This window comes from Simiduia curdlanivorans (genome assembly GCF_030409605.1).
GTDB lineage: Bacteria > Pseudomonadota > Gammaproteobacteria > Pseudomonadales > Cellvibrionaceae > Simiduia > Simiduia curdlanivorans.
The window spans coordinates 1,109,927-1,133,760 of record NZ_JAUFQG010000004.1; the positions used below are offsets into that span (position 1 = coordinate 1,109,927).

At 51.4% G+C, this 23,834-nt stretch carries 19 protein-coding genes; 6 read left to right on the forward strand and 13 right to left on the reverse strand.

The genetic code is table 11. The annotated features are described in order from the left end of the window. Positions 1-85 precede the first annotated feature (85 nt). The 4 genes from QWY82_RS05195 to QWY82_RS05210 are packed head-to-tail and all read right to left on the reverse strand — an operon-like array spanning position 86 to position 3,336. Positions 86-1,039 carry a glucosaminidase domain-containing protein gene (locus tag QWY82_RS05195; protein WP_290260481.1) on the reverse strand — a complete coding sequence of 318 codons (954 nt, stop codon included), beginning with the start codon at positions 1,037-1,039 and terminating at the stop codon, positions 86-88. A 54-nt stretch (positions 1,040-1,093) separates the two neighbouring features. After that, positions 1,094-1,765: a replication protein P gene (locus QWY82_RS05200; protein WP_290260482.1), complete on the reverse strand. Its 672-nt coding sequence runs from the start codon at positions 1,763-1,765 to the stop codon at positions 1,094-1,096. Further along, positions 1,677-2,792, reverse strand: coding sequence for a DnaT-like ssDNA-binding domain-containing protein (locus QWY82_RS05205; protein ID WP_290260483.1), 1,116 nt, complete (start codon positions 2,790-2,792; stop codon positions 1,677-1,679). The genes QWY82_RS05200 and QWY82_RS05205 overlap by 89 nt, the downstream gene beginning before the upstream one ends. A 25-nt stretch (positions 2,793-2,817) precedes the next feature. Further along, positions 2,818-3,336: a pilin gene (locus QWY82_RS05210; RefSeq protein ID WP_290260484.1), complete on the reverse strand. Its 519-nt coding sequence runs from the start codon at positions 3,334-3,336 to the stop codon at positions 2,818-2,820. Positions 3,337-3,431: 95 nt separating this feature from the next. On the opposite strand from QWY82_RS05210, the gene radA reads away from it, so the two are divergent. The 3 genes from radA to QWY82_RS05225 all read left to right on the forward strand — a co-directional run bounded on the left by radA (position 3,432) and on the right by QWY82_RS05225 (position 6,908). Beyond that, on the forward strand, positions 3,432-4,796 hold the full coding sequence (gene radA, locus QWY82_RS05215; protein ID WP_290260485.1) for a DNA repair protein RadA: 1,365 nt from the start codon (positions 3,432-3,434) through the stop codon (positions 4,794-4,796). Between the two features lie 75 nt (positions 4,797-4,871). Continuing rightward, the gene (locus QWY82_RS05220) at positions 4,872-5,318 is read left to right on the forward strand and encodes a DUF3291 domain-containing protein (RefSeq protein WP_290260486.1); all 447 of its coding nucleotides are present in this window, start codon (positions 4,872-4,874) and stop codon (positions 5,316-5,318) included. A gap of 435 nt (positions 5,319-5,753) precedes the next feature. Continuing rightward, positions 5,754-6,908: a GGDEF domain-containing protein gene (locus tag QWY82_RS05225; RefSeq protein ID WP_290260487.1), complete on the forward strand. Its 1,155-nt coding sequence runs from the start codon at positions 5,754-5,756 to the stop codon at positions 6,906-6,908. A gap of 9 nt (positions 6,909-6,917) precedes the next feature. Here the strand turns inward: QWY82_RS05225 and megL are convergent, their stop codons facing one another. Both megL and QWY82_RS05235 read right to left on the reverse strand, forming a co-directional pair. After that, entirely contained in the window at positions 6,918-8,123 is a 1,206-nt protein-coding gene (megL, locus tag QWY82_RS05230; RefSeq protein WP_290260488.1) for a methionine gamma-lyase, read from the reverse strand. 39 nt (positions 8,124-8,162) lie between these two features. Then, complete coding sequence (locus QWY82_RS05235; RefSeq protein WP_290260489.1) at positions 8,163-8,654, reverse strand: Lrp/AsnC family transcriptional regulator; 492 nt, start codon at positions 8,652-8,654, stop codon at positions 8,163-8,165. A 221-nt stretch (positions 8,655-8,875) separates the two neighbouring features. Between QWY82_RS05235 and QWY82_RS05240 the strand changes: the two genes are divergently transcribed. Next, on the forward strand, positions 8,876-10,087 hold the full coding sequence (locus QWY82_RS05240; RefSeq protein WP_290260490.1) for a cation:proton antiporter: 1,212 nt from the start codon (positions 8,876-8,878) through the stop codon (positions 10,085-10,087). A gap of 157 nt (positions 10,088-10,244) precedes the next feature. Continuing rightward, positions 10,245-10,943: a type 2 periplasmic-binding domain-containing protein gene (locus QWY82_RS05245; RefSeq protein ID WP_290260492.1), complete on the forward strand. Its 699-nt coding sequence runs from the start codon at positions 10,245-10,247 to the stop codon at positions 10,941-10,943. Positions 10,944-10,991: 48 nt separating this feature from the next. On the opposite strand, the gene QWY82_RS05250 is transcribed toward QWY82_RS05245, so the two are convergent. Beyond that, positions 10,992-11,429, reverse strand: a complete 438-nt coding sequence (locus tag QWY82_RS05250; RefSeq protein ID WP_290260493.1) for a hypothetical protein — start codon at positions 11,427-11,429, stop codon at positions 10,992-10,994. Between the two features lie 161 nt (positions 11,430-11,590). On the opposite strand from QWY82_RS05250, the gene QWY82_RS05255 reads away from it, so the two are divergent. After that, positions 11,591-11,995 (forward strand): hypothetical protein, encoded by a 405-nt coding sequence (locus QWY82_RS05255; protein WP_290260494.1) that lies wholly within the window; start codon positions 11,591-11,593, stop codon positions 11,993-11,995. A gap of 54 nt (positions 11,996-12,049) precedes the next feature. On the opposite strand, the gene QWY82_RS05260 is transcribed toward QWY82_RS05255, so the two are convergent. The 6 genes from QWY82_RS05260 to QWY82_RS05285 all read right to left on the reverse strand — a co-directional run bounded on the left by QWY82_RS05260 (position 12,050) and on the right by QWY82_RS05285 (position 23,668). Further along, positions 12,050-14,059 (reverse strand): choice-of-anchor X domain-containing protein, encoded by a 2,010-nt coding sequence (locus QWY82_RS05260; protein WP_290260495.1) that lies wholly within the window; start codon positions 14,057-14,059, stop codon positions 12,050-12,052. Between the two features lie 405 nt (positions 14,060-14,464). Further along, complete coding sequence (locus tag QWY82_RS05265) at positions 14,465-15,373, reverse strand: alpha/beta hydrolase (RefSeq protein WP_290260496.1); 909 nt, start codon at positions 15,371-15,373, stop codon at positions 14,465-14,467. A gap of 73 nt (positions 15,374-15,446) precedes the next feature. Beyond that, positions 15,447-17,357 (reverse strand): alpha-amylase family protein, encoded by a 1,911-nt coding sequence (locus QWY82_RS05270; protein ID WP_290260497.1) that lies wholly within the window; start codon positions 17,355-17,357, stop codon positions 15,447-15,449. A gap of 13 nt (positions 17,358-17,370) precedes the next feature. After that, positions 17,371-19,785 (reverse strand): glycoside hydrolase family 31 protein, encoded by a 2,415-nt coding sequence (locus QWY82_RS05275; protein ID WP_290260498.1) that lies wholly within the window; start codon positions 19,783-19,785, stop codon positions 17,371-17,373. Positions 19,786-19,797: 12 nt separating this feature from the next. Beyond that, on the reverse strand, positions 19,798-21,642 hold the full coding sequence (locus tag QWY82_RS05280) for a glycoside hydrolase family 13 protein (protein WP_290260499.1): 1,845 nt from the start codon (positions 21,640-21,642) through the stop codon (positions 19,798-19,800). Then, on the reverse strand, positions 21,635-23,668 hold the full coding sequence (locus QWY82_RS05285) for a glycoside hydrolase family 97 protein (RefSeq protein ID WP_290260500.1): 2,034 nt from the start codon (positions 23,666-23,668) through the stop codon (positions 21,635-21,637). Before QWY82_RS05285 ends, QWY82_RS05280 begins: the two co-directional genes overlap by 8 nt. Positions 23,669-23,834 lie beyond the last annotated feature (166 nt).

Here is a 23,834-nt window from a genome sequence, read left to right on the forward strand (position 1 = left end):
GATGGCCGCCCCCTGCAAGTCGAAACGGAGTACAAGCCCCTTGTTAGCTGGGGGCGACGTGTCGGATCAGGCATCCGCTTAGCTATCATTCTAAGTCGTTGTAGCGAATCATCTTTCTTAATTCTTCGATATAGTCTTGGCCGCGGCTTGAATAGGCTTCTAGGCCCGCCACCATGTCGTAACCTAAGAGCGGTTTTTGATTGCGCCGCGCGGTTTCTCGAATATCGCGAATGCTGGAATAGCGATGAAAGGCGTTGATGTTTTGAAAGTAGGCGGCAATGGCCTGATCGACGCTTTCGAAGGTGGCGACCTCGTAGGTTTCACCCGCTGGCCGGTTGTTGGGCACTAAGCCGCAGCCCTCGCTAAAACACCATTGGCCGAACAGGTTGTTGGCCTCGCGCGCAAAACGCGACTGGCCCCAAGCGGATTCGAGCGCTGCCTGGGCGAGCACCATAGACACCGGGATGGTATCCATCCGGCGCATGAGCAAATCGACGGCATCGAGCTCGGACAGCTCTTCCGGCACCTTGTATCGGCTGCGCACTAAATCCATATATTTTTGCTGCGACTGACTGAGTGCTTGGTTGGACTTTAAGGTTATCTCAATGCCTTTGAGGATCACGCGGCGTTCGCGCACCAGTTGATTTTGGAACTGCACCGCGGGGCGCAAATAGTCGAAGAAAGCTTTCTTGCGCTCGCTGATGACGGTGATGGCGGAGAAGTCGGGTAAGTTTTTGTAATCAAAACTATTGTCGAGTTCGTTCTTAACGGTGCCGTCCCGTGCGACTAAGGCGAGCCTCGTTAGATACTTATCGTCGTAGTCGTCAAAATTTGTGTCTGCCGGCAAGTTGGCCGCGGCTTCTAGCGCGGCGAGCCGCTCTTCCTCGGTCTCGCCGTGCAGCGCTAGGCCGGGTTCGCGCAAAAATATGCGCGGTTCGCCGAGCGGGTTGTTGCTCAGCCAAAAGGTAAACAGCATGACCCCGAGTGTGTAGCCCGCAAACACGACAGCTAAAACATTGCCTTTTGTACGCATCGACATGCACAGTTTCCTCAGCGAAAAGTGATTCGCATTAGTAGAATTCGGTGAAGTTAACTAGAGACCTAGTTGTTTTTTTAGCGACGCTAAACGCTCGAGGTTTTGGTCTTTGCTAAGTGGTGTTTCGAGATTTTCCGGTAGCGCCAATCGCTCGGGTAGTTTTAGCTTAACGCCATTGCGCACTTGTTCGCACAGCGCCTTATAGTGCTCGGTGAAAACCGGCAGCGCTGTGCGCTCGTTGTTGTTGGCGAGAAAATACCAATCCGCTGCCTTGCCGGCCAGGTACACGGCTGGATGGCTCCAGTTGTGCTCGGCCTTGGGCGAGGGCGCATTGCACGCCTCGACGTAGGCGGCGTGAATTTCCGGCAAGCCGTGCGCGCTATTATCGCCTTCGCAGGCGACAATCATTTTGTGCACGGTGGGTAAGTAATCGGATTGTTGAATCACTTTTTTCGCGCCGCGCAGCAAGGTTTCGGGGGAAAAACGCGACAGCGCCTCGAGCCATAAACGCTTGGCCAAGTTGAGCGATTGCACGTCGGGAAAGGCGGCAAAGTATTGGTTGTGATAATTCAGTCGAAACAATTCAAAAGACTGATTTATCGCGTCGATCAAGGCTTCGCTCGGCGGCGCCTGGCGCGAACTAGAGTGCCCAGCTTCTGTCGTTGAGTTGCTCGCTGACTGAGCGATCGCGTGTTCGGCCTGATTGAGCAGGGCTTTGCTGTCTTGCATGGGCATTACCTTGAGTTGCCAGTGAGCCGCTGAGACGCTTAGCCCATTGGTATTTAACGTGTTGTAGGAACTTGGTGTTCCACGACGTGTGCAATTGGTTGGTGTCGCGCCAATAAATTAAAAACTCGATGAGTTGTTGCTTGGCGAAGTGTAAATCGATATTAGCCAGTGCCAACACCTCGTAGACGTCGGGTGAGGGCTCCCAGTTTTCCGGTAGCCGGCGCGGTTCGGTATCGTATTGTAAGGTAGCCGTGTAGCGCGCCCACTGGCGTCGCACATGCTGGATAAATTTGCTGTTCCAAGTCTTTGACGGCTCGCCGCGCTCGCTCCAGTAAAGCACAAATTCGGCGATGGAATCCTCTACGAAGCACTGATTGATCGCGGCGTGACGGGTCAACACGTCCATGGCATCGGGGCTTGGGCGCCAGCCACTGGTCATGGCAATTTCTTGGTCTTTACGGCCGAAGTCTGTCTCTCGCTCGCGCCACTTGCGAATCACTTGCTGGATAAATTTGGCGCCCCAGGCGTGAGCCGATTGGCCTTGCTCGCGCCAATAGGTGACAAACTCGGGAATTTGTTCGCGCGCGAAGCTATTGGGAATATTGTGCTGTGCCAGCTGGGCGTAGACATCGTCGCTCGGTTGCCAATTCGGCGCCATGGGTCTGGCGCCGTTGGTGACTTGATTGTGGCTCTGGGGTCGATTGAGCGGGCTCTGGGTTTGCCGTTCGTTCAGGGCAAAACGCAGCTCTTTGCTGTCGTAAAAGGGCGCGCTGGTGATGAGTAACACGCCTTTGTCGCGTAAGCTCTTGGCGATGCGCGCGATATCGTGATCGGTCCAGAAGGGCATCAGCTTGTGCACCGCGTCTTGTGCCAATAGGCACCACTGGAAGCCATTGCTGGCTTGCGTAGGGCGATGCGCTAGCGCTTCATTGAGTTGGCTCAACATGATGGCCTCTTCAAGGCCAAGGGTGGCGGCCAAGGAGGGGCTAACGCAAATTGGGCGCTCGGGAATAAGGGATGAATTCATGACGCTAGCTTACCACTGATGCGCGCTAGAAGTTGACTGTGACTTGGCCAGTATTGGAATCAAATTGGATACTCTTGGCCGTGTTGGCGCTGTAAGTATAGCGACAGCTATTGCCGCCCAGATAGAGCGCGGTGAAATCTGCCGCGGCCGTGGCGGCAACGCTAGGCGCGCCTATTTCCAGCACCGCGCGCCAAACGTCTAGGCAATCGTTGGTTGAGTTCAGGGTGAGGCTGACGCCGCGAGTGTCGGCGGGCCAGCCGAAGACATTGACGCTCAAGTCGCCGCCGGCTTGGGCAAGGGGTAATTTGATCAGGTTAAGGCTTGGCCCGGGCGAACCCTTGGCGAGCCAGTAGGCGCGCACTTGATCTACACCGGCCTTATAGCTGCCGGCAATAGCGTTAATGCTGGCGCTCTGTGCCTCGTCGGCAAAATCGATAAAGCGCGGGATGGCGATGGCCGCTAGGACGCCCAGTATGACGATGACGGCGACGAGTTCGACTAAGGTGAAACCCTTTTCGGGCGTGGCGTGGAGGTTAGATGTCATAGATAGGTATGAGTATAGTGGGTGAACCTAGGGCTGCATTACGGGTTACACTAGCGCCATTTTACCGAAATTCGAACCGAAAGCACGGAGGCTCTGTGGCTAAGGCAAAAACCGCGTTTGTGTGCAATGACTGCGGTGCGGACTATCGCAAATGGCAGGGGCAGTGCTCTGAGTGCAGTGCCTGGAACAGCATCGTAGAAATTCGCCTGGCGCCGGCGACGTCGGCGCGCACCGAGACCTTTGCCGGCTATGCCGGCGCCGCCACTGGCAAGGTGCAAAAACTGTCTGATATCAGTCTCGACGATCTGCCCAGATTCGGCAGCACCATGGCCGAGTTTGATCGGGTGCTGGGCGGTGGTTTCGTGCCAGGCTCGGTGGTGCTCATTGGTGGCAACCCGGGTGCGGGCAAGTCGACCTTGCTGTTGCAAACCCTGTGTAAATTAGCTGAAACCATGCCAGCGCTCTATGTCACTGGCGAGGAGTCGCTGCAGCAGGTGGCGATGCGGGCCAAGCGGTTAAATTTACCCACGCAAAAATTATCCATGCTGTCGGAAACCAGCATTGAAGCTATCGCCCAGCAGGCTGAATTAATGCGCCCGCGGGTGATGGTGGTGGACTCCATTCAAGTGATGCACATGGCCGATGTGCAATCAGCGCCTGGCTCGGTGACCCAGGTTAGAGAGAGCGCAGCCTTCTTAACGCGCTTTGCCAAACAGACCGGCACGGTGTTATTGCTCGTTGGTCACGTCACTAAAGATGGATCACTAGCGGGGCCAAAAGTGTTGGAGCATATGATTGACTGCTCCATTCTCTTGGAGGGCAGCCACGATTCGCGCTACCGAACCTTGCGCGGCAATAAAAATCGTTTCGGCGCAGTGAATGAGTTAGGTGTCTTCGCCATGACCGAACACGGCATGCGCGAGGTTAATAACCCCTCGGCAATTTTCCTGCAGCGCGCCGAAGATATTGCCTCTGGCTCTATCGTCATGGTGATGTGGGAGGGCACGCGGCCGTTGCTGGTGGAAATTCAGGCGTTGGTGGATGGTTCGAGCTTGGGTAACCCGCGTCGCGTTGCTGTGGGTTTAGATCAAAATCGTTTGTCCATGTTGCTCGCAGTTTTGCACCGTCACGGCGGCATTATGGTGGGTGACCAAGATGTTTTCGTCAACGTTGTGGGCGGTGTTAAGGTGGCGGAAACCAGTGCTGATCTGGCGCTGGTATTGGCCATTGTGTCGAGCTTTAGAGATAAACCGCTGCCGCAAGATTTAATTGCCTTTGGTGAAATTGGCTTGTCGGGCGAAATTCGCCCGGTGCCGTCGGGTCAAGAGCGCTTGCGCGAAGCGGCCAAGCACGGTTTTAAGCGCGCCATAGTGCCCAAAGCCAACGCCCCCAAAGGCGGTGTGGCCGGTATGGAATTGGTGATAGTGAAAAATTTAGCAGAGGCGCTAGAGGCTATTTAGCTACTAGGTCGAAAAGCGCTGTAACTTGAGTTGTAACCTGGGCCGTATAACAAGGCCACTACAAGGAAGATGTTCATGGATAGATACTGTTTAGCGCAAATTAATATTGCCCGCGCCCGGGATAGCATGGATAGCGAAACCATGGCCGGATTTGTAGAGCGGCTGGACGAAATCAATGGCCTAGCTGATGCCGCGCCGGGCTTTATTTGGCGCCTGCAAACGGCAGATGGCGATGCCACCTCTATTCAGGCCTTTGACGACCCAAAGTTGATCGTTAACATGAGCGTCTGGGCTGATCGCGACTCGCTGCGCAACTATGTGTACAAGTCTCTGCATGTGGAGTTAATTCGCGATAGAGAGGCGTGGTTTGAAAAAATTGCCATCGCCCATCAAGCGCTTTGGTGGTTACCACAGGACCATATTCCGACTGTTGAAGAGGGCAAGGCGCGCTTGCAGCATTTGGAGGATTATGGCCCTACGGCTCATGCCTTTACCTTTGCAAAATATTTTGAACCCGAATGATGATGGGGTTGTTTACCAACGCTGGTGGTTTATTTCGTTTCCTGAAGATCTATAGAAAAAGGCGGTGTTACATGTTGAATATATTCGATGCTATTAAGCGCGCAGCCGTTTTTATAGCAAGGCTTAGTGCCAGCGATGATGAGTTCGCCACTACAGTGTCGATAGTGGAGTGGCGGCATTATTAATGCCCCTGTAAGGCGCTTACGCGAGAAGTGAAACGCTATGGCACTCGAGCCACTAAAGAATGGCTATTGAATCTCGGCTAAGCTTGTGCGGGTGAATTAAAACTTAGTCTGTATTTTGCTTTGCTTAGAGGCAGCCAAAACGGCTGTGTTAAGTTTGCGCCCATACATCCGCTGCTTCATCTACACTGAATAGCTTAGCTACTGGTCTTTAGCTGAATCGGCAAACATCGAGATGGGGCGTTTATTGGTCATGGCAGCAGAGGCAATTGTTCACCAGCCAGAGGGCTCGGACGCTTGGTTACGCGTGTGGCGCGACATTGTTAAACGAGCCATGCCGGGCATTTTTATCTACCCGATTTTTTGGGCTGTTATTGCCGCCAGTTCAGGGTTTCACAAGCTGCATCCAGCGCTGAGTTGGAGTGTGGTAGCGGCACTTACCGGCATTTCGATTGTTCGTCTCATTAACGCAATTTACCTTACTCGGGTGCAGCCGGAGAAACGACAAGTTTGGCAGGGCCTTTTTTGGTTCGGGATATTGGCCCATAGTGGTATTTACGGCTCGATGTTTGCCCTGTCACTGCTTTCTGGTAATGCCCAGTTTAGTTTACTGATGGCATTTTCCGGCGCGGGGATAGTGGCGGGCGGCGTGAATAGTTTTTCCCCTAGCCGGAACCTGGCATACGCCTACGCCATTGTCTTCCTGTCGCCTGGGATTGTAGTAGCACTTTGGTCGCAGGACCTATGGGTAGAAGCTGGTTTCATCGTCACCTATTTGTTTTATATGTGGAATTTGGTTCGGCAGCAAAATGCGGAGTATTGGGTGTCTCTCAATAATGAGCGCACCTTAGCGTTACAAAGCCGCACCGATTCGCTAACGACATTGAATAATCGACGCTACTTTGATGAGAAACTCAAGGAGTTATGCCATCTGTCGTCCCGCGATCACATGAATTTATCTATTCTGGTTTTAGATTGCGATTTCTTCAAAGCGGTTAACGATAAATATGGCCATGATTTTGGCGACGAGTGCTTGCGACAAGTTGCGAATGTTTTAACCACCAATCTGCCGCGTGCCACTGATGTTTGTGCACGCTACGGCGGCGAGGAATTTAGTATTATTTTAGCGGGCACGGATCTTCAGGGTGCGCAATTGGTTGCCGAAAAAATTCGAAACAAAATCGAAAAAATGGAAATAAAGTATAAAAATATAACCACCAAGGTCACCATTAGTGTTGGTCTGGTGTCGGTCCGGTTAGACAACTTTGAAGTGGGTTTGCCTGAGCGGCTATTTAAATACGCCGATGAAGCGCTCTATCTCGCCAAGGAGCAAGGCCGCAACCGAGTGGTTTGCTCGGTTGCGTCTACCGCGCTGCAAGCGGGGAAAGTGAAAACTGCGTCGCTTTAGTAAAAATACTTAAGCTGCGCTTTTGGCATGTTTTTTTGCGCTCACCAGAGCCTGCTCAATATCGGCAATGATGTCGTCCACATGCTCGAGCCCCGCCGCTAGGCGCACCAGTGTTTGCGGTATGCCTGCGGCAGCGAGCTCTTCAGGTTCGTAGGTCGAGTGGGTCATAGAGGCTGGATGCTGAATCAGAGTTTCCGCATCACCTAAACTCACGGCGCGCTTACACATTTGCAGTTGGTTCATAAAAGCTACTGCTTGATCAAAACTGCCGTTCAATTCAAAGGCTAAAACGCCACCGCCACCGTGCATTTGTTTTCCCAGTAATTTGTAGCCTGAGTGGCTAGCTAGGCCAGGGTAGTCGACCTTTTTAATCATAGGGTGGTCTTGCAGATAACTGGCAACCGCGAGTGCATTTTGATTATGCCGTTCCACACGCAGGTGTAAGGTTTTTAAACCGCGGATAATCAGCCATGCGTCGTGCGGGCTAATAATAGCGCCCATGTCTTTACGCGTGGTCATTTTTATTTGATCAATGATGTCTTTTTTGCCGCACAAAATACCGGCCACTACATCGCCGTGGCCGTTTAAAAACTTGGTGGCGGAATGCAAAATAATATCAATGCCATGCTTAGCGGGTTGCTGTAGCACCGGCGACATGAAGGTGTTGTCGATGATGGTGGTGATGTTTGCCGACTTAGCAATGATGGCGATTAGGTCTAAATCAATAACCGACAGGCAAGGATTAATCGGTGTTTCACCGTAGATCACTTTCGTGTTGGGCTTAATGGCGGCGCGCACGGCGCGTTCATCACTTAAATCGACGAAGCTGACCTCAATGCCAAAAGCCGGTAGCTGATGATTAAACAAGGCGAAAGTACAGCCGTATAAGCGATGGGACGTCACTAGGTGATCGCCTTGTTTAAGTAAACCCAGTACCGCTGCGGACACGGCGCCCATGCCGGAACCAAATGCGGCGGCGGCTTCGGTGCCTTCAAGCAAGGCCATGCGGGCTTCTAATTCATCCACCGTCGGGTTACCTAGGCGCGAATAAATATGGCCCTGAGCCTCGCCGGCAAAGCGCTCTGCACCCTGCTCGACGCTATCGAACACGAAGGTGGAAGTTTGATAAATGGGGGTGGACAGGGGGCCGAATTCACCTTGGCTGGTTTTGCCGCCGTGGATAGTGTTGGTTTCTAGATGTTTGGATGTCCACATGGCGTCGCTCTCTGGTTGGCGCCGCTCTGTGGCGGCCTGTTAATGGTCGGGCAATTGCAGGTGCGTGGTTGCCTTTAATTCTTTCAGCACAATGCTGGTGTGTATGCGCGCTATGCCCGGCAGCGGTATTAGGCGCTTTGAAATAAACCCGTCCAGCGCTTTGGTGTTGGCCACCGACACCTTCAACATGTAGTCGTACTCGCCGGTGACGTGGTAGCACTCCATCACCTCCGGCATGCCCACCAATTGCGACAAGATTTCCGCAATGCGTTCGTGCTGATGCAATTCCAGGGCAATTTCGATCAGCGCTAAGTTGTCGTGGCCTAACTTCTCTCGGCTCAACAGCGCGGTATAGCCTTCGATATAGCCGTCTTGCTCTAAGCGCCGCACCCGCGCCAAGGTTGCGGGTGGCGACAGATGAATCTGTTCCGCTAGCTCGACGTTGCTGATGCGACCCTGCTGCTGCAGAGCCTTGAGAATCGCTAAGTCGGTTCTGTCTAAAGCACTGCTCGTTGGAACATAGTTTATCATTTCAGTTAAGCCGTAGATTTAAAGTAAGTAGATAGGTAATTAATACGAATTATATTCGGTAATGTGAGTCTGTGCAGGCACTAACAGAATATAATTTTGTTTATCTCGCTGGCGGCAATCCAGATATTCGCCGGCCCGAACCGCGCCCAATGGCTGAAATCAGCTTTTTGCCTTAGCCGAGTTATGCCAGAATCGGCCGCGTCTAAACCTCAGGCTTGCCCATGTCTCAGCTTACTGTCACCGAACTTTTCTTAATTGCCATGTTACTCATCTTTGGCCTGCCCTACGCGCTGTGGCGATTGGGTCGCACGGATTATTGGGCGCCCTTGGTGGTGGTTCAGATTATTTGCGGCATCTTGTTAGGCCCGGGCTTGCTGGGTAATTGGCTGCCTGCTTTCTACCAAAGCGTTTTTAGTGGTGCTGTGATTCAAACCCTAAACGGCTTGGCCTGGTGGGCGGTGATGTTGTTTGTTTGGATTGCCGGGGTTGAGCTGGATCTTAAGCAGGCCTGGCAATATCGCCGCGAAAGTTTTATTACCGGAGGCTTGGCGCTGTCAGTGCCGTTTTTGTTTGGCGCCATAGCCGCGTTATTGATCTTGCAGATGGGCCCCTACTGGCTTGGCACTAGCGGCTATCTCTGGCAATTTGTGTTGGGCGTTGGCATGGCTTGCGCGGTGACGGCGCTGCCGATCTTAATGTTATTCATGGAAAAATTAGGCATTCTTCGCAGCCCGTTGGGTCAGCGAATTTTGCGTTACGCCAGTTTGGATGATATTGCCATTTGGGCGGTGTTGGCGCTTATCCTGCTGGATTGGGATAGGTTGGGGCGGCAAGTGCTGTTCTTGGCGTTGTTTTTTCCGGCGAGTTATTTTATTCGGCGCTTGATGGGCCGCGTGCCTGTGATGGACCGTTGGTATCTCGCCTTTATTTGGCTGGCGGCGGTCGCCTTGATTGCCGACTGGGCTGGCCTGCACTTTATGGTGGGCGCGTTTCTCGCGGGCGTGATAGTCGACGTGGAGTGGTTGGGGGAGAAAGCGCTCGACGACATGCGCCATTGGGTTTTGCTGGCCTTTATGCCGGTATTCTTTCTCAGCACGGGCTTGAAAACCCAGTGGCAACTGGGCGGCTGGATGGTGTTCGGCGCAGCGGCCATTCTGCTTATCGCGGCGGTATGGGGCAAGCTTCTGGGCATAAAATTAGCGGGTTGGATATTGGGTTGGCAACAGGGTGATGCCGCAATTATTGCTTGGTTGTTGCAAACCAAAGCGCTGATCATGATCATTTTTGCCAACGTCTTGCTCGATAAGTCCATTATCACGGCCGATACCTTTACCGCACTTCTGCTGATGGCTATTGGCAGTACCATGTTAACCATCCCCCGGGTCACCGGGTTGCTGGCTCGTCATTCGTTGCAGCGCAATCAGCCAGAGTGAGCTATACCTAGTGTCCATTTATAAGGTTCTAGCTACGTATTAGAACTCAAGAGTCGGAATGTATTTGCCCGTGCGTTTTCTTAAATACTGCTGTCTAAGTTTCGTTTGCCTGTTGGGGCTTAATCAAAGGCTTTCTGCAGCTTCAAGCGCTTTCATAATGACCTGTCAGTTTGAGCCTGATACGCCGCTGTACATCGAGCTTGAACAACTGTTTAGCGCCTCATTCCGGCAACTAGGCATCCCTTTCCGCATGCAACCTATGCCGGTACAGCGCTCTATTACGGATGTTGATCGCGGACGCGCCGATGGCAATTGCCTCCGCATCAAAGAGCTTGTAGAGCGTGGCCCTTATCCAAATATCGCACTGGTGAACACGCCGTTAATTGCTATTACATTTGATGTTTGGGTGCTGAGCGATGGCAAAGGTTACCCAAGTTTTTCCGACATTGTTAGCGGCGGCGGTTTGATTGGGTTTGAACGCGGCGTTTGGATTGTAGAGCGAAAGCTTTCCGCGTTGGTACCTGAGCAACAACTAGTTGTTGTCGCTGATGTCAAAAGCGGTGTGGAGATGTTGGCGGCGCGACGTATTGATGCTTTCATTCACGCCGACATGAAGATTGCCGACGCAATTGAGGCGGCAGAACGGCGCCGATCGGTTACCGTACGGCGCGCTGGTACTCTAATGGGGGCAGAAATGTTTGCGGTCGTAAATCAAAAACACCATTTACTAGCGCCAAAATTAGCAGCTGCCATAAGCGCTTCTTTGGATCAAGTTTGCGGTCAAGACTCTACTGGCCAGTTTCCGCTACTGTGTGAATTCTACCGAACCAAACACCCGCTATCACTTTTACCTTAGCGCAGTAGCCGCGCCATTTTGCGCGCTAAAATCATATCAGTGCTTACGTTAACGAAGCAGGCCGAGACATTTCATCTGCAATGAATACCACATCAGGAACAGGGCGATGATAATGACTGCGATAGGCATAATCATGGCCTCGCTGCCGAGCACAGCAAATGTATCGCTCATGAAAAAGCTATAGCTGTTTTGCGCCAGAACGCCGAGCAGCGATAGGCTGTAGAGAATAACCGCGAAGATATTTTTCAACAGCAACATGATAGATCCCAAGGTGCCGCCAATAACGGCAATACCAAAGGCGGCGTTCAACCAATCGGGTGCTTCTGTGTAGAGTGCTTGATGCGCCTCTGGCAGCTGCGCCAGTAGCTCAGGCGTCATCGACAGGTGCATGAAGAAAGCAGCTAACCCAGCTAGATTCCACACTAGTGCAACAGCGCCAATGCACCAAAACCAAAGCGGTGTTTTATCGTTATTGATAGCGTTCATTGCGGCACCTTTATTGTTGTGATCTTGGCGAACATAATTCTGACAACATTAGCGCCCATACCCCATGCTTGCAAGACGAAAAGGGTTTATCCTCAGAGATTGACGATTCAAGACTCTGGAGCTAAGTGCCTATGGAGGGTTTCAAACGATTTGGGGGCCGAGTGCATACAGGTGGTGCCGGCTTCCTGATTTTTCTCGATGTGCGGGCCCTAGCGGTGATTCTCGCCTTTGCCTTTAGCTCACCCCTGTTGTGGGGGCTAATCTATAGCGAGGATACGACAGCACAAGCGGTTATGCAGGCATCCATTAGCACCATATTTTTACAGGCCGTGCTCATCTTTATCGTCGCATTCTTGGGTGAGGCGCTGCAGAAAACGGCCGAGCTGCTTTTTATCGCTATTTTATTGTTTGGCTTAACGCGAGTGCTAACCATCAATGGGCCGTTTTTTTTCGGTCGCGATTTACTGTTGCTTTATACCTTGGCGATGAGTTTTATTATTTACCGCTCGGCCAAGCACCAAATTGATTTAGACGATGAGGAAAACCAGGATAGTGATGATCGCTGACCTAGGAGCTTGATGCAGCCCGACCAGTGGCGCAGGTCGGGCTGATCAGTTCGGTTAGCGCGCGGCGCGCGAGTTCATTGACGAGTTGCGGCTAGTGTCGCCGGTTTGCGCTGGATCGCGCATGCCAGAGGTGTGACACCAACCGGTTTTATGGCCCTTATTAACTGCACCGGAAAGTTGGCCGGACCATTTTTCTGTGGTGCCATCTTCTGGATCATCGAGTAATAAGTCTGTTGCGAGGTGGCAATAATCATAGGCCCACCAACGGGTTTTAAACGAGGTGGTGTAGTAGTCCACTTGGCTTCGTGCCCAAGTTGGAATGGTAGCTAGCCAATTAGACGCTCCGCTGTAGGTGAGGTCGGTGTTTTTGCCACAGCCGGCGCCAAAAATTTGCCCCAGTACGGCGAGGTTGCCGGCTAGTGCGGTGCCTTGGTAGGGCGTGCCCACCGATTGAATAATGCGACCGCCGCTGGCGTTGTCTAAACCGCTGGCATATTTTGCATAGAGGTGTAAGGCCGCTGCGCCGCCCTGACTGTGTGCAACCACGCCAAAGGATGAATAGGCCGCACCGGCATCGCGAATCTTTCTCGCGAAGGCATCGTGTGAACGGTTGGCGTTATAGTCTTTAAACTCTACGGCGTTGGTAAAATGGTTTGTGTTCCAGCCACCATTGGAGCAATAGCCGTGCACTAGCATGAGCTTGCTACCCGCCGCCGCCGTTTGGACCAGATTGCTCGATGTTTTCAGGCTCAAGGGAGCAGCACCAACAATGCGTACCCGCTTGTCGCCATGGCTATCGGTGCGAACACTTGTGCTGGCCACGCGACTGTTTGCCAGCATTGGCGCCTGCTCAGTTTGCAGCGCTGCTGACATTTGCGCGCGTTGATCCATCGGCGTGTGGTTGTCGACATTTTGCAGGCGCACAGCGCGCAGTTGGTAGGGCGCGCGTAGATCGTTCTGGGTTAACCATTGGCTATCGAAATAAAGCGAGAGGTAAGCTTGATCGGCAGTTTCTGTCACCGTCGCGATACCACCAACCCAAGTGGCTATCTCTCGTTTACCTTGCGCATTGGTGCCCCAAACTTCCGTGCCGACAAAAACCTGTTGGTCCTTGCCATTGACGCTCACCGGCACGCGAATTTCCGCCGTGTCTGTGCCTTGTACCAAGCTCGCTTTGCGGCTGGCGATGGCAAAACTTTGCTCAATGACCGGGTAGAGATCGCTAACGCTGCGTGTGAAGGCCAAGCCGTCGGGCCTTGTACCACTAACCTGCAACTCTTGGGTATAAACGCCTACCAACTGCGTGGGCAAGGTGGCGCTGTATTGACCGTCGCCTGCGATTGCATCGCCGTTGCGACCATCATCGTGCAACGCGAGTGTCATGGTTTGACCATCGGGTTGGGTGATAAGCACAGAGGCTTGCTCGATTGTGCCGTTGAAGGGTTGTGTGTCCAGCAGCTGAGTGCGCTGGCCACGCTTGCCCTGTGCCGCCACCATGTAGGCGACCAGATTGACCTGGCTGCCCTGGGTGGTTTGAACATTATCGCGGTAGCTGTAGAGCTTAAAGTTTGGATCGCCTTTAACCATCAAGTAGCGTTTGAGCTTGGCATCTCTCGTTTCGGCGGCTGCGGTGTCTACCCAGTTAAGTTTCCAGCGCCCGGGTTTATTGGCCCGCAACTCAAACTGTTTGGCAGGAAAACTCTCGCTGCCTAATTGTAGGTCGCGGGTGGGGATGGACGAGGGCTGAGCGATGGCTTCGTGTAACTGTTGTTGACCATCTGGGTCGGTCAAACTTAGGCGCAGTTGATCCGTATCGGGGCCAATTAAGGCGACCGGGCTAGCATCTAGGTTGTCGACAAGAAAACTTTGTTCTCGCTGCTCGGCACCGAGTGGAATGAGCGCGGTATGGCTAAATACTCCTTGCGCCTTTGGCTCGGCGAGGCGCTGGGCTTTGGCTTGGCTAGGTTCAGCAGCCAGGTGTTTATAAGCGTCCGCATAGCTGAGTGCACTCAGACTAACGAGCGGCAGCAGTGAAAAAACAAGATAAGGTGTTAAACGTTTCATTTTCATCATTCCTCTGGTGTTGCTATTTTTATGTCAGAAAAAAGCTGAAACAGTAAATGTACCTCTTGATGTACAACAGATAGCCTAAACCGCGCTCTCGCTTTTGAGAGGGCGGCAAAGGGGTTTCATAATCAAATCAAAACTGAGTTCAAGCGCAATATTGGTTGGCGTTAATGCGCCTGTCCAATGCGCGATAAAAAAAGCCGTTAAAAGACCATTGGGGGTGTTTTTAAAAGCCACAAAAAATCCCGCAAACGCCGATGAATGCAGGATTTTTAAGCTGAAAATGAAGTTAGTACGGACTGCCTAGTCAGATTTTTCTGGCAGCCATTTAGATCAGGTCATTACCCACACTAATTAAATTTCTAATAAGGCGCCTCGCGCTTATAGCGAGATAACGTGACTTTAAAGCGCCGCTGGCACTGGCTCGCCTGTTTGCGCGTTTACCGTCGGCGGTGTGAATAACCAAAGAGCGGCGGGCGCAAATTGACTGCGCCAAAATAATTCGTTGTGCTGCGCGTGGGCCACAGAAATGGCTAGGGATGTTATTTCTGGTTGGCTGGAGCGCACTGCCTCAAGTGTGACTTTCATTGCCTCGAAATCCGCCATCATTGAACCGCCCTCCGCCTCACCCATTAATAGGAACAACCGCTGTGATTGTTTGACCGGATGTGCAATAAGAAAATCAGTAAAGGCCGGTGCGGTCCAATAGGCGGGCGAAAAAATACCGGCCTTGCTAAACACATCGGCGTGCCGAATGGCGGCGTAGTGGGATATTAAACCGCCCATGGAGCTACCCATAATTGCGGTGTGCTCGCGCCCGCTAAGACTGCGATAGTTTTGGTCGACCCAAGGCTTTACTTGCTCAACGATAAAATCCAAATAGGCGTCGGCTTCGCTAGCGCCAAAGCGTTCGTGATCGAAGGGGTTGAGCTCAGTCATGCGCTTATCGCCGCCGTTGTCGATGCCCACAACAATGAGCTTTAGGCCGTGCGTGAGCGCGAGGCTGTTGAGCGTTTCGTCTATGCCCCATTCACCGGCATAGGCACTGGCGGCGTCAAATAAATTCTGACCGTCGTGCATATAAAGCACGGGATAGTGTTGGTTGGAATTTTCGTAGCCGGGCGGAAAATAAATGCGCAGGCGTCGCTCACGCAGGAGTTTTGCCATGGTCATGGATGTATCGATATGGACGTTGCTTGCCGCCGTGGTGGCTTGGAGGCTAGAGGGCTGGTGGGTCCAGGCGAAATAGGCAATGGCGCTAGACAGCGCAAAGCCGAGAATAAAACTGAGTAATAAAAACTTAGGTTTCATGATTTTCGCCTGTTTTTTCTACGATAAAAACACAACCGATATTTCGGCTGAAGTTCTATAACACTTTATAAATCTATGGGTTTTGAATATTTAAAATTACCGAGCCGAATGCTTTTAGGTCCAACTTGATGCTCGCCGCCCCTTGGTCGATTTGCAGTGGCCAGCTTTGACCAGAGAGTAGATCCGTTGCCGTGTATTGGCCATCTTTAAAGCGCCACTGCTTGATCATGTGAGGCGCAATTTTAATGTCTATGTCACTGGCCGAAGCCGCATCAAAATTACTCACCACCAGCAGCTTTTGTTGATCATTCCAGCGCGCGAAACTGAATAGCTTTTGCGGGTAGTTTTCGCTGTGCTGGCGGTTGTAGCTATGGGTTTGGGCATAATGGCCAGTGAAGGCCGATTGGCTCAATGTGAGGTTGAGTAGCTGGCTGTACCAAGCGCGTAACGCTTTTTCGTCGGCGCTTGATTGACCGCCATCAAAGGCGCCGTTGTTCATCCAGCGCTGATGATGGGGTACACCTATGTAGTCAAAAATACTGGTGCGCGTAGGCTTGCCGAAGCCGGCATCTTCAGCGCCTGGCTCGCCCACCTCTTGGCCAAAGTACAGCATGGTTGGGCTGGTGCTAAGGGTGGCGGAAATAACCATAGCCGGTTTTGCCGCTTGCGGGTTACCGGCGAAGTCTGGGCTGGCGATACGCTGTTCGTCGTGGTTTTCCAAAAAATGTAGCATGTGATGTTCGATGTCGGCCATGCCATCTTGAATAGCCACTAGGTCATCGGTGCTGGCCTTGTTTTGAATAATCCATTTTAAGGTGTCGTAGAGCTCTACCTTGTCGTAAAGGTAATCCATCAAGCCAAGCTGAATGTAATTCCGATACTCTTTCGGGTTGTAAACCTCGGCTAAAATAAACGCGTTTGGATTGGTTTGTTTAATGGCAGAATTTAAATAACTCCAGAAAGCCACCGGCACCATCTCTGCCATGTCGTAGCGAAAACCATCGACGCCACGGGCGAGCCAATACTGCGTGATGTCGCGAAACTTAACCCAACTAGCCGGCACATCTTTGCCTCGCCAGAAGTTGGCGTGTTCAGGCCAAGGCGCCTTGCGAAGGTTTTCCGGCAGTGCTGGAAAATCTTCACGCCCGTCCGGCGAGACGCCGTAATTAACTTTTACGGTTTCATACCAATCGTTGATGTCGGGCTGAGCCAGGCGCGAGCCGTTGCCGGTCCACTTGGCCGGCATCTCGTCGAACCTGCCATCGCTCAGAGGATGGGTTTCGCCATTGAGCGGCTGGTAGCCGTCGGCCGCTAAAGGCACTTTAAAGGCTTCGCCCACCACATAATAAAAATCATTGTCGCGCGCGTAGGCTACCGAGCTATCGTCCTCTGCACCGAAGTCGCGCACATGTTTGGGTTTGGAAATACTCTGGTAATTTCTAGCCACATGGTTAGGCACGATATCGATAATTATTTTCAAACCGTGCTTATGTGCGCGCGCAATCAGTTGATCAAACTCTGCCAGTCTGTTGCTGGGATCATCTGCAAGATCGGGATTGACACTGTAATAATCTTTAACGGCATAAGGCGAACCGGCGCGCCCTTTCACCACATCCGGGTCGTCATTGCTAATGCCGTAGGCGGTGTAATCGCGCACCAGTGCATGATGCGGTACACCCGTTAACCAGAGGTGGGTGGTGCCTAAAGACTTTATGTCGGCCAATGCGACATCGGTAAAATCGGAAAACTTGCCTACGCCATTTTCTTCTAAACTGCCCCACGCTTTGTTAGTGGTGTTCTTATTACCGTATAGGCGGGTAAATACTTGATAGACTACTTTCTTTTCTACAACTTTTTCGGTTAAGTCGCTTTGCTTAGGCGCGTTAACCGGCTCTTGCTGCCTATGGTCGCAGCCTACTAGATGTGCCGCAAAGAGTGATGCAATGAGTGCTGCTTTCCATGATTTTCTAATAAGTGTTTTCAAAGTGGTTTCTCATTTATTGATGCAATGAAATCGCGGTGTTGCTGTGAGACCAATCTACTTCCACAGTAAGCTGTTGACTTTGGCCGTCATAGCTGAATTCAACTTCGTGGTCGTCGACGGTAACTCCTCTAGGCTTTTTTGATAGGTTGTGGACGATAAGTGAAACTTGCCGGATTGCCACTGCTTGCGAGTAGCTGTGGGTTCGGCTCAGCAGAATCTGCGTGCGACGGCGCTGATGTTGAGCTTCGAAATTCAGCAGCTCGTAATCGCCATTGGCCAGAGCGCTTGGATTTTTCCCGTCGTCTTCATACATCTTTCCGAAGCTGTCTTTCAGTGTTTTGTCGAAGTAATAGTGCAGCTCAAGATCTTTGCTACTGTAACCACTGGTGGACTTGGTTGCTTGCGTCATGGGTATAAAGCTACCCGCGCGCACGAGAACGGGAAATGTCTCAAGTGTTGTTTTCTGTTGGATGGTTTTGCCACCCACATAACGCTGCCCTGTGAAGTAGTCAAACCACACGCCCTCGGGTAGGTTAACCGATACCGATTCAACCCCTGCCTCCGTTATGGGCGTCACTAAAAATGCATCGCCCCAAAGGTAACTATCGGCGTTATTAATCAGTGAGCTATCGGCTTCGTTTTCAAAGAATAACGGGCGCATCAGCGGCATACCGGTGCTGCTATTTTCAAAAGCCAAGGTATAATTGTAGGGCAACATTTTGTAGCGCAGCTTCACGAAGGGTCGCAAAATATCCTGGGTGTTTTCATCGTGAAACACCGGCTCAGGTGCAATATTTTCTTGCGCGTGTGGGCGAAATACCGGCTGAAAGACGCCGTATTGCAACCAGCGAATATAAAGTTCCTTATCGAACTTTTCGCCGCCGGCGAAGCCGCCTAAATCGGAATGGGTGTAGCCAAGGCCGAGCAACGACATTTGCAAGCTGAGTTCAACTTGTGGCTTTAAACCACCCCAAGAGCGCGATACGTCGCCCGTCCAAGGGATAAAACCGTAGCGTTGGCTGCCAGCGAAACCGGAGCGCATCATTACCATGGGGCGTGTGTTAGGAAAGCGCCGACGTTGATTTTCATACACCATTTTCGCCCATTCATGGCCGTAGGCGTTGTGGATTTCATTTCCCGTCGCGATTTGATTGTCGAGTCTATGAATGCTGTCATCTGGATGAACTTCCGGTTCGCCCAAGTCTCCCCACCAACCGGCAACGCCTTGTAACATGAGCTCTTGATAGATAGACCAAAACCAGGCTTGTGCAGGCTTGTGGAATACATCGATGAGTGCCGTGTTGCCAAAGTAAAAGTTAAACGTCTTTGGCTCACCATGCGCGTTGGTGGCAAGTACATCGGCCTTTTTGGCTTCTTGCCAGCGTTTCGAGCTGGTTAAGATAAAGGGCTCGGTAATGAGAATGGTATTAACGCCATCAGTTTTCAAATCTTGGATCATTTTTGTCGGTTCAGGAAAGGCTTCTTTGTCCCAAGCTAAATTGCCCATGTGGCCTTTAATGTCTTTGCCAAACCAATATAGATCGAGTACCAAGGCATCCAGTGGAAAGTCCTGATCGCGAAATTTCTTAACGGTATCGCGCACTTCCTGCTCGCTGTGATAGCCAAAACGTGAGGCGAAGTTGCCAAAAGCCCAGCGCGGCGGTAGCGGCTGGCGCCCAGTTAATTGGGTGTAGCCGTCGATCAGATGGGGATAGCTATCGCCGCTGACAATTAAATAGCTGGTTCGTCCACCCACGGCTTCGAACTGCAGAACAGATTCCTCTGTTGCGCCAATATCCAAATTCCCGGTGGCGCTGTTATCAAAAACAATGATGTATTTATTGCTGGATAGCACCGCAGGCAAACCAAAATACATCTGCTGGGATTCAGTTTCGTAACCGTAATGTGCCTTGTTGTAGAGTGGCATGCGCTGGCCGCGTCTGTCCATGCCCATCACACGCTGGCCGCCACCGAGTATTTTTTCGTCGGCGTTGAGGCTGAAGCGAAAGCCGCGAATGGCATCATGCACGAATAAACCGCTTTCCTCTTTGACCAGCGGCTTGCCATGGCGAAGATAGCTGAGTGTGATTGGGTTCTTGTTAACCACCACGGTGAGTTGATCGCTACCAAAATGCAGCTGCTCTTTGGTGCTAGATAAATGCGGTTTGGTGGCTTGTATAGGCGTTTTAGCTAAGGCAAAGCTCGGTAACTGCTTAACCTTATTTGGCTGATAAAAAACTTCCATAGCTTGCGGGTTGTGCAAGGTAATGGCGAGTTCGCCTTGATCCGTTTGCAGCGCAAGAGTTTGCTCAACAACACTATGATTTTGGTAGCTGCCAAAGTCAGCACTCACGGTTAACGAAAAGGCTAGCCCAGCGAGAGCTAGAAACACCCTTTGTGTTGAAACCTTGGCTTTTATTAAGTACATATTATTATCTCGTTATTGAATGCGAAAGACGTCGGCGGCACGGGCTTTTAGCCTTAGGCCTTGTGTCAAGTTTTGCGCTTCCTGCGATAGGAAATGCGTAGCTGTTTTGCCGCTATCTAGCAACGGTGTCAATTGCGCGAAAGGTAGCGTGACGTCGTTGGTATTTTTATTTAAACAAATCAACCAGCGTTCTTGTGCATTAAAGCGTGTAAAGCAATAGACTCCGTCTTTCGGCGCCAAGTGATGCATTTGGCCAGTGTGGATTGCATTGGCTGACTTACGCCAGTTAAAGAGCTGGCGAACATAGGCTAGTGTTTCAGACTGTTCTTGCGTTAAGTTCTTGCCCGCAAAGGCGTTAACGGAGTCATCAACCCAGCCGCCAGGAAAATCGGCGCGAATGGCGCCATGTGATTCCGTGCCCGGGTGTTGCATTGCGATTTCTGATCCGTAGAAAATTTGCGGCGTGCCGCGCAAGGTGGCAATAAGTGTTAGCGCCATCTTATTCAGCGTCGCATCGCCATTGACCTGTGTCATCACCCGGCTCATGTCGTGGTTGTCGGCGAAAATCGTCAAGGCACTTGGGTTTGGGTAAATGGCATCAGACGCCAGGGTTTTATACAGTTTGATCAACCCAGTATTCCAATTCTCGTCCTCTATCAGTGCAGGAGAGATGCTAGCCTGCAAGGGGAAATCAAATAAGCTCGGTAAATTAGAAGCGTAGCCGTCAGCATTGATTGCGCCCTTTTGCCAATAGGCGATGATATTCGGCGTAGTCGACCATTCTTCGCCCACCATATTTAACTGTGGGTACTCCGCTAAAATGCGATCGCTCCATTGGCTAAGAAATAGTTTGTTTGAATAGGACCAGGTATCAATTCTTATGCCAGTCAGGTTCGCGGTTTCTACCCACCAGATAGCGTTCTGAATTAAGTAGTTTGCCAGCAATGGGTTGCGCTGATTGAGATCGGGCATGGAGGCCACAAACCAGCCGTCGGCAAATTGCTTTCTATCGGCTTCAACGGCGTAGGGGTCTTGCACCGATTCGCGCATATGATTGGTGGGCGAGAAGGTATTGTTGAAATTTATCCAATCGTTGCTGGGTAAATCGGTCATCCACCAATGCTTGTGGCCAATGTGGTTGGGGATCAAGTCAATGATCAGGCCGATGCCGTTTTGTTTTGCTTTTTTTGCGAGTTTTTTATACAGCGCGTTGTCGCCATAGCGCGGATCGACCTTGTAGTGGTCGGTAATGGCATAGCCGTGATAGGAGCTTTTGGGTTGTTTATTTTCCAGCACTGGGTTTAGCCACAGTTGGGTAACACCGAGGCCTTCTAAATAGTCGAGATGATTTATTATGCCTTGCAAATCACCGCCGTGACGGGAGAACTCTTTACTGCGATTTAATTCATCGCCCATTTCTGCAAATGCATCGTTACTTGTATCGCCGTTAGCGAAGCGGTCTGGCGTGATTAAGTAAATGAGATCGCGGTTGCCGAAGCCAGCTCGCTGCGCCGAATTTGGTTCGCGTTTAAAAATAGGATATTGATACGCAATGGCCTCTTGGCCCGGCTTCTCAAATTTTAATGTGACGAACTCTTTATTAAATGATGGAGAGATTTTCAAGGTGGCGAATAAATAATTGGCATTGTCAGTGCTATCCACGGCTTGCAAGCTAACATCGGTTGAGTCTAGCTTCACTTCGTAGCCGCCAATGCCTTCGCCATGAATCAGCAACTGAACGTCTTGGTTGTGCATGCCCGCCCACCAGTTGGGTGGGTCTATGCGTTCAATTGAGGCTGCCACCAACGCACCCGGCCAAATGAAAAAAAGTGCTAGGCTGAAAGCTAATTTATTCATCGGCTAGCTCCACGATGCGGGCGGCAAAGCCACCGCTACTGGCCAATGCAAGTGTTAACGTGTCGCGTGCTTTAACCTTGCGCCGTTCAATTACAATGTCGTAGGGGTTTGTACGCCAATTGGCTTTTTCTCCATCTTGATACAGTGTTATCTCATAGTTTTTGTTCATATCAAGAAAGGTGAGGTCGAGTGTTAACTCGCGCGCAGTAGCATTGGTGATACCGCCTAAAAACCAGTCGCTTGAATGGCGATCCTTGCGGGCGAAAGCAACGTACTCGCCAAATTCTGCCGCAAGCGCAATACTTTGATCCCAATCCGTTACCACGTCCTTAATAAATTGAAATGCCTCGGGTTTGGCAAGATAGTTTTCCGGAAGATCAGCCGCCATTTGGATGGGGCTGTAAAGCACCACATAGAGCGCCAATTGTTTTGCCAAGGTGGTTTGCACACGGTTTTCGGCGTCTAGGCCTTGCCAGGCGAGATTGAAAATGCCGGGGGTGTAATCCATCGGCCCCGCGAGCATGCGTGTGAAGGCTAGGTTAACTTCGTGCTCCGGTGGGTTTGGCGGGCTGCCCCAAGCGTTAAATTCTTGACCGCGCGCGCCTTCGCGTGAAATCCAATTGGGGTAGGTGCGCCTTAACCCTGTATCCTTAATGGGTTCATGGGTGTTGATACTGATTTTTCGTTTCGCGGCTTCGGTGATGTTAAATAGGTATTCGTTCACCATGAACTGACCGTCGTGCCATTCTTTTCGCACTAAACCCTTCTCATCCACGCGCTTAATATTACCGCCATCGGCTACATAACCGGTTTTAATTTGGCTGACGCCATGTACTGCATAGAGATCTAATGCGGCAGGCATTTGCTTGCGGTAGTTTGTGACGTTGCCCGATGTTTCGTGGTGGCCAATTAGTTTTACGTTTTTGGCGGCGCCGTATTGGGTGATTTCTTTGATGTCGAAATCTGGGTAGCTTTTGGTGAAGCTAAACACGTCGCCATTGTGAAACCAATCGCCATCCCAGCCCTGGTTCCAGCCTTCTACCAATACACCGTCGAAGCCGTTGCTGGCGGCAAAATCTATTAGAGCCTTGGTATTTTCGGTTGTTGCACCGTGTTTAGTGCCACTGCCCCAGGTGTTAACGCCTAGGTGCATGCCCCACCAAATGCCGACATATTTGCCCGGCTTAACCCAGCTCACATCGCCCAACTTATTCGGTTCGTTGAGGTTGAGAATTAAATCCGAATTCAACAATCCGGTAGCATTTTTACTGATCTGAATCGTGCGCCAGGGCGAGAAAAAGCCCGCTTGGGTTTTGACTTTGGTGCCGTCTGACCAAGGTGTTAAGTCAGCCTTGAGGGTGCCCGGCCGGCGCTGATCCAAGGTCATTGCAGCGTAGTCGGTGAGCGCCGCTTCGTGAATGCTCACGTGGGTACCGCTGGCTAGCTTGAAGGTAAATGGCGTGTGCACCCGGTCAATGGCATCAAACGTGGTGCGTTGGTAGAGGTATTCGTAACGGTTCCAGCCGCGCGCGGGTATCCACAGCGCTTCGGCGTGGGCGGGCTCGGCAATGACGAACTCTGTTAGCTCGTCGGTAACGATTAACTGCTGCAGTCCTTTTTGTGTAGGGATTTCATAGCGAAAGCCGATACCGTCGTTGAAGACCTTTAACCATAGGTTGAAATGGCCTTTTTTAGGATGGTTAAAAGTCGCAACAACCTGAACGTGTTGATCTTCTATTAAGCGTCGTTCACCCCAGGGCTGTTGCCACTGACTGCCGCTTTCGCTGCGCGACACATGGGTTATTATAAAATCTTTACCGAATTCGCCTTGATTCTTAAATACTAGACCGAGATTGGATGGGCTAATTACGACCTTCTGGGATAGCGAAATTGAATAGCTCGGTTGGCCTTGCTCATCGTTAAGCTCGACCTGTATGGCCCCGTTGGGACTCTGTGCGTGTATTGTTTCGGCTTGTAGGCTTGGAGCAAGAGCTATCAAGCCTGCTAACGCGAGCATGTATCGCATGATGGGTGCCTTATTATGAAATTATGGCGCAAACTTCCATGCTAGGGTTTAGATGAAGGATGGAAAACTGCTTGCATACGTATTCATAAAAATTATCTGATTCACCCGCTGGTTTGCCCAAATTCCATATAGATCGCAGTAGCCCTTAATGTCGCGTTGATGGCTG

Coding starts and splice junctions, on each gene's coding strand:
- QWY82_RS05195 (WP_290260481.1), bottom strand. CDS start 1,039: ATGTCGATGCGTACAAAAGGCAATGTTTTAGCTGTCGTGTTTGCGGGC.
- QWY82_RS05200 (WP_290260482.1), bottom strand. CDS start 1,765: ATGCAAGACAGCAAAGCCCTGCTCAATCAGGCCGAACACGCGATCGCT.
- QWY82_RS05205 (WP_290260483.1), bottom strand. CDS start 2,792: ATGAATTCATCCCTTATTCCCGAGCGCCCAATTTGCGTTAGCCCCTCC.
- QWY82_RS05210 (WP_290260484.1), bottom strand. CDS start 3,336: ATGACATCTAACCTCCACGCCACGCCCGAAAAGGGTTTCACCTTAGTC.
- QWY82_RS05220 (WP_290260486.1), top strand. CDS start 4,872: ATGGATAGATACTGTTTAGCGCAAATTAATATTGCCCGCGCCCGGGAT.
- QWY82_RS05225 (WP_290260487.1), top strand. CDS start 5,754: ATGGCAGCAGAGGCAATTGTTCACCAGCCAGAGGGCTCGGACGCTTGG.
- megL (WP_290260488.1), bottom strand. CDS start 8,123: ATGTGGACATCCAAACATCTAGAAACCAACACTATCCACGGCGGCAAA.
- QWY82_RS05235 (WP_290260489.1), bottom strand. CDS start 8,654: ATGATAAACTATGTTCCAACGAGCAGTGCTTTAGACAGAACCGACTTA.
- QWY82_RS05240 (WP_290260490.1), top strand. CDS start 8,876: ATGTCTCAGCTTACTGTCACCGAACTTTTCTTAATTGCCATGTTACTC.
- QWY82_RS05245 (WP_290260492.1), top strand. CDS start 10,245: ATGACCTGTCAGTTTGAGCCTGATACGCCGCTGTACATCGAGCTTGAA.
- QWY82_RS05250 (WP_290260493.1), bottom strand. CDS start 11,429: ATGAACGCTATCAATAACGATAAAACACCGCTTTGGTTTTGGTGCATT.
- QWY82_RS05260 (WP_290260495.1), bottom strand. CDS start 14,059: ATGAAACGTTTAACACCTTATCTTGTTTTTTCACTGCTGCCGCTCGTT.
- QWY82_RS05265 (WP_290260496.1), bottom strand. CDS start 15,373: ATGAAACCTAAGTTTTTATTACTCAGTTTTATTCTCGGCTTTGCGCTG.
- QWY82_RS05275 (WP_290260498.1), bottom strand. CDS start 19,785: ATGTACTTAATAAAAGCCAAGGTTTCAACACAAAGGGTGTTTCTAGCT.
- QWY82_RS05280 (WP_290260499.1), bottom strand. CDS start 21,642: ATGAATAAATTAGCTTTCAGCCTAGCACTTTTTTTCATTTGGCCGGGT.
- QWY82_RS05285 (WP_290260500.1), bottom strand. CDS start 23,668: ATGCGATACATGCTCGCGTTAGCAGGCTTGATAGCTCTTGCTCCAAGC.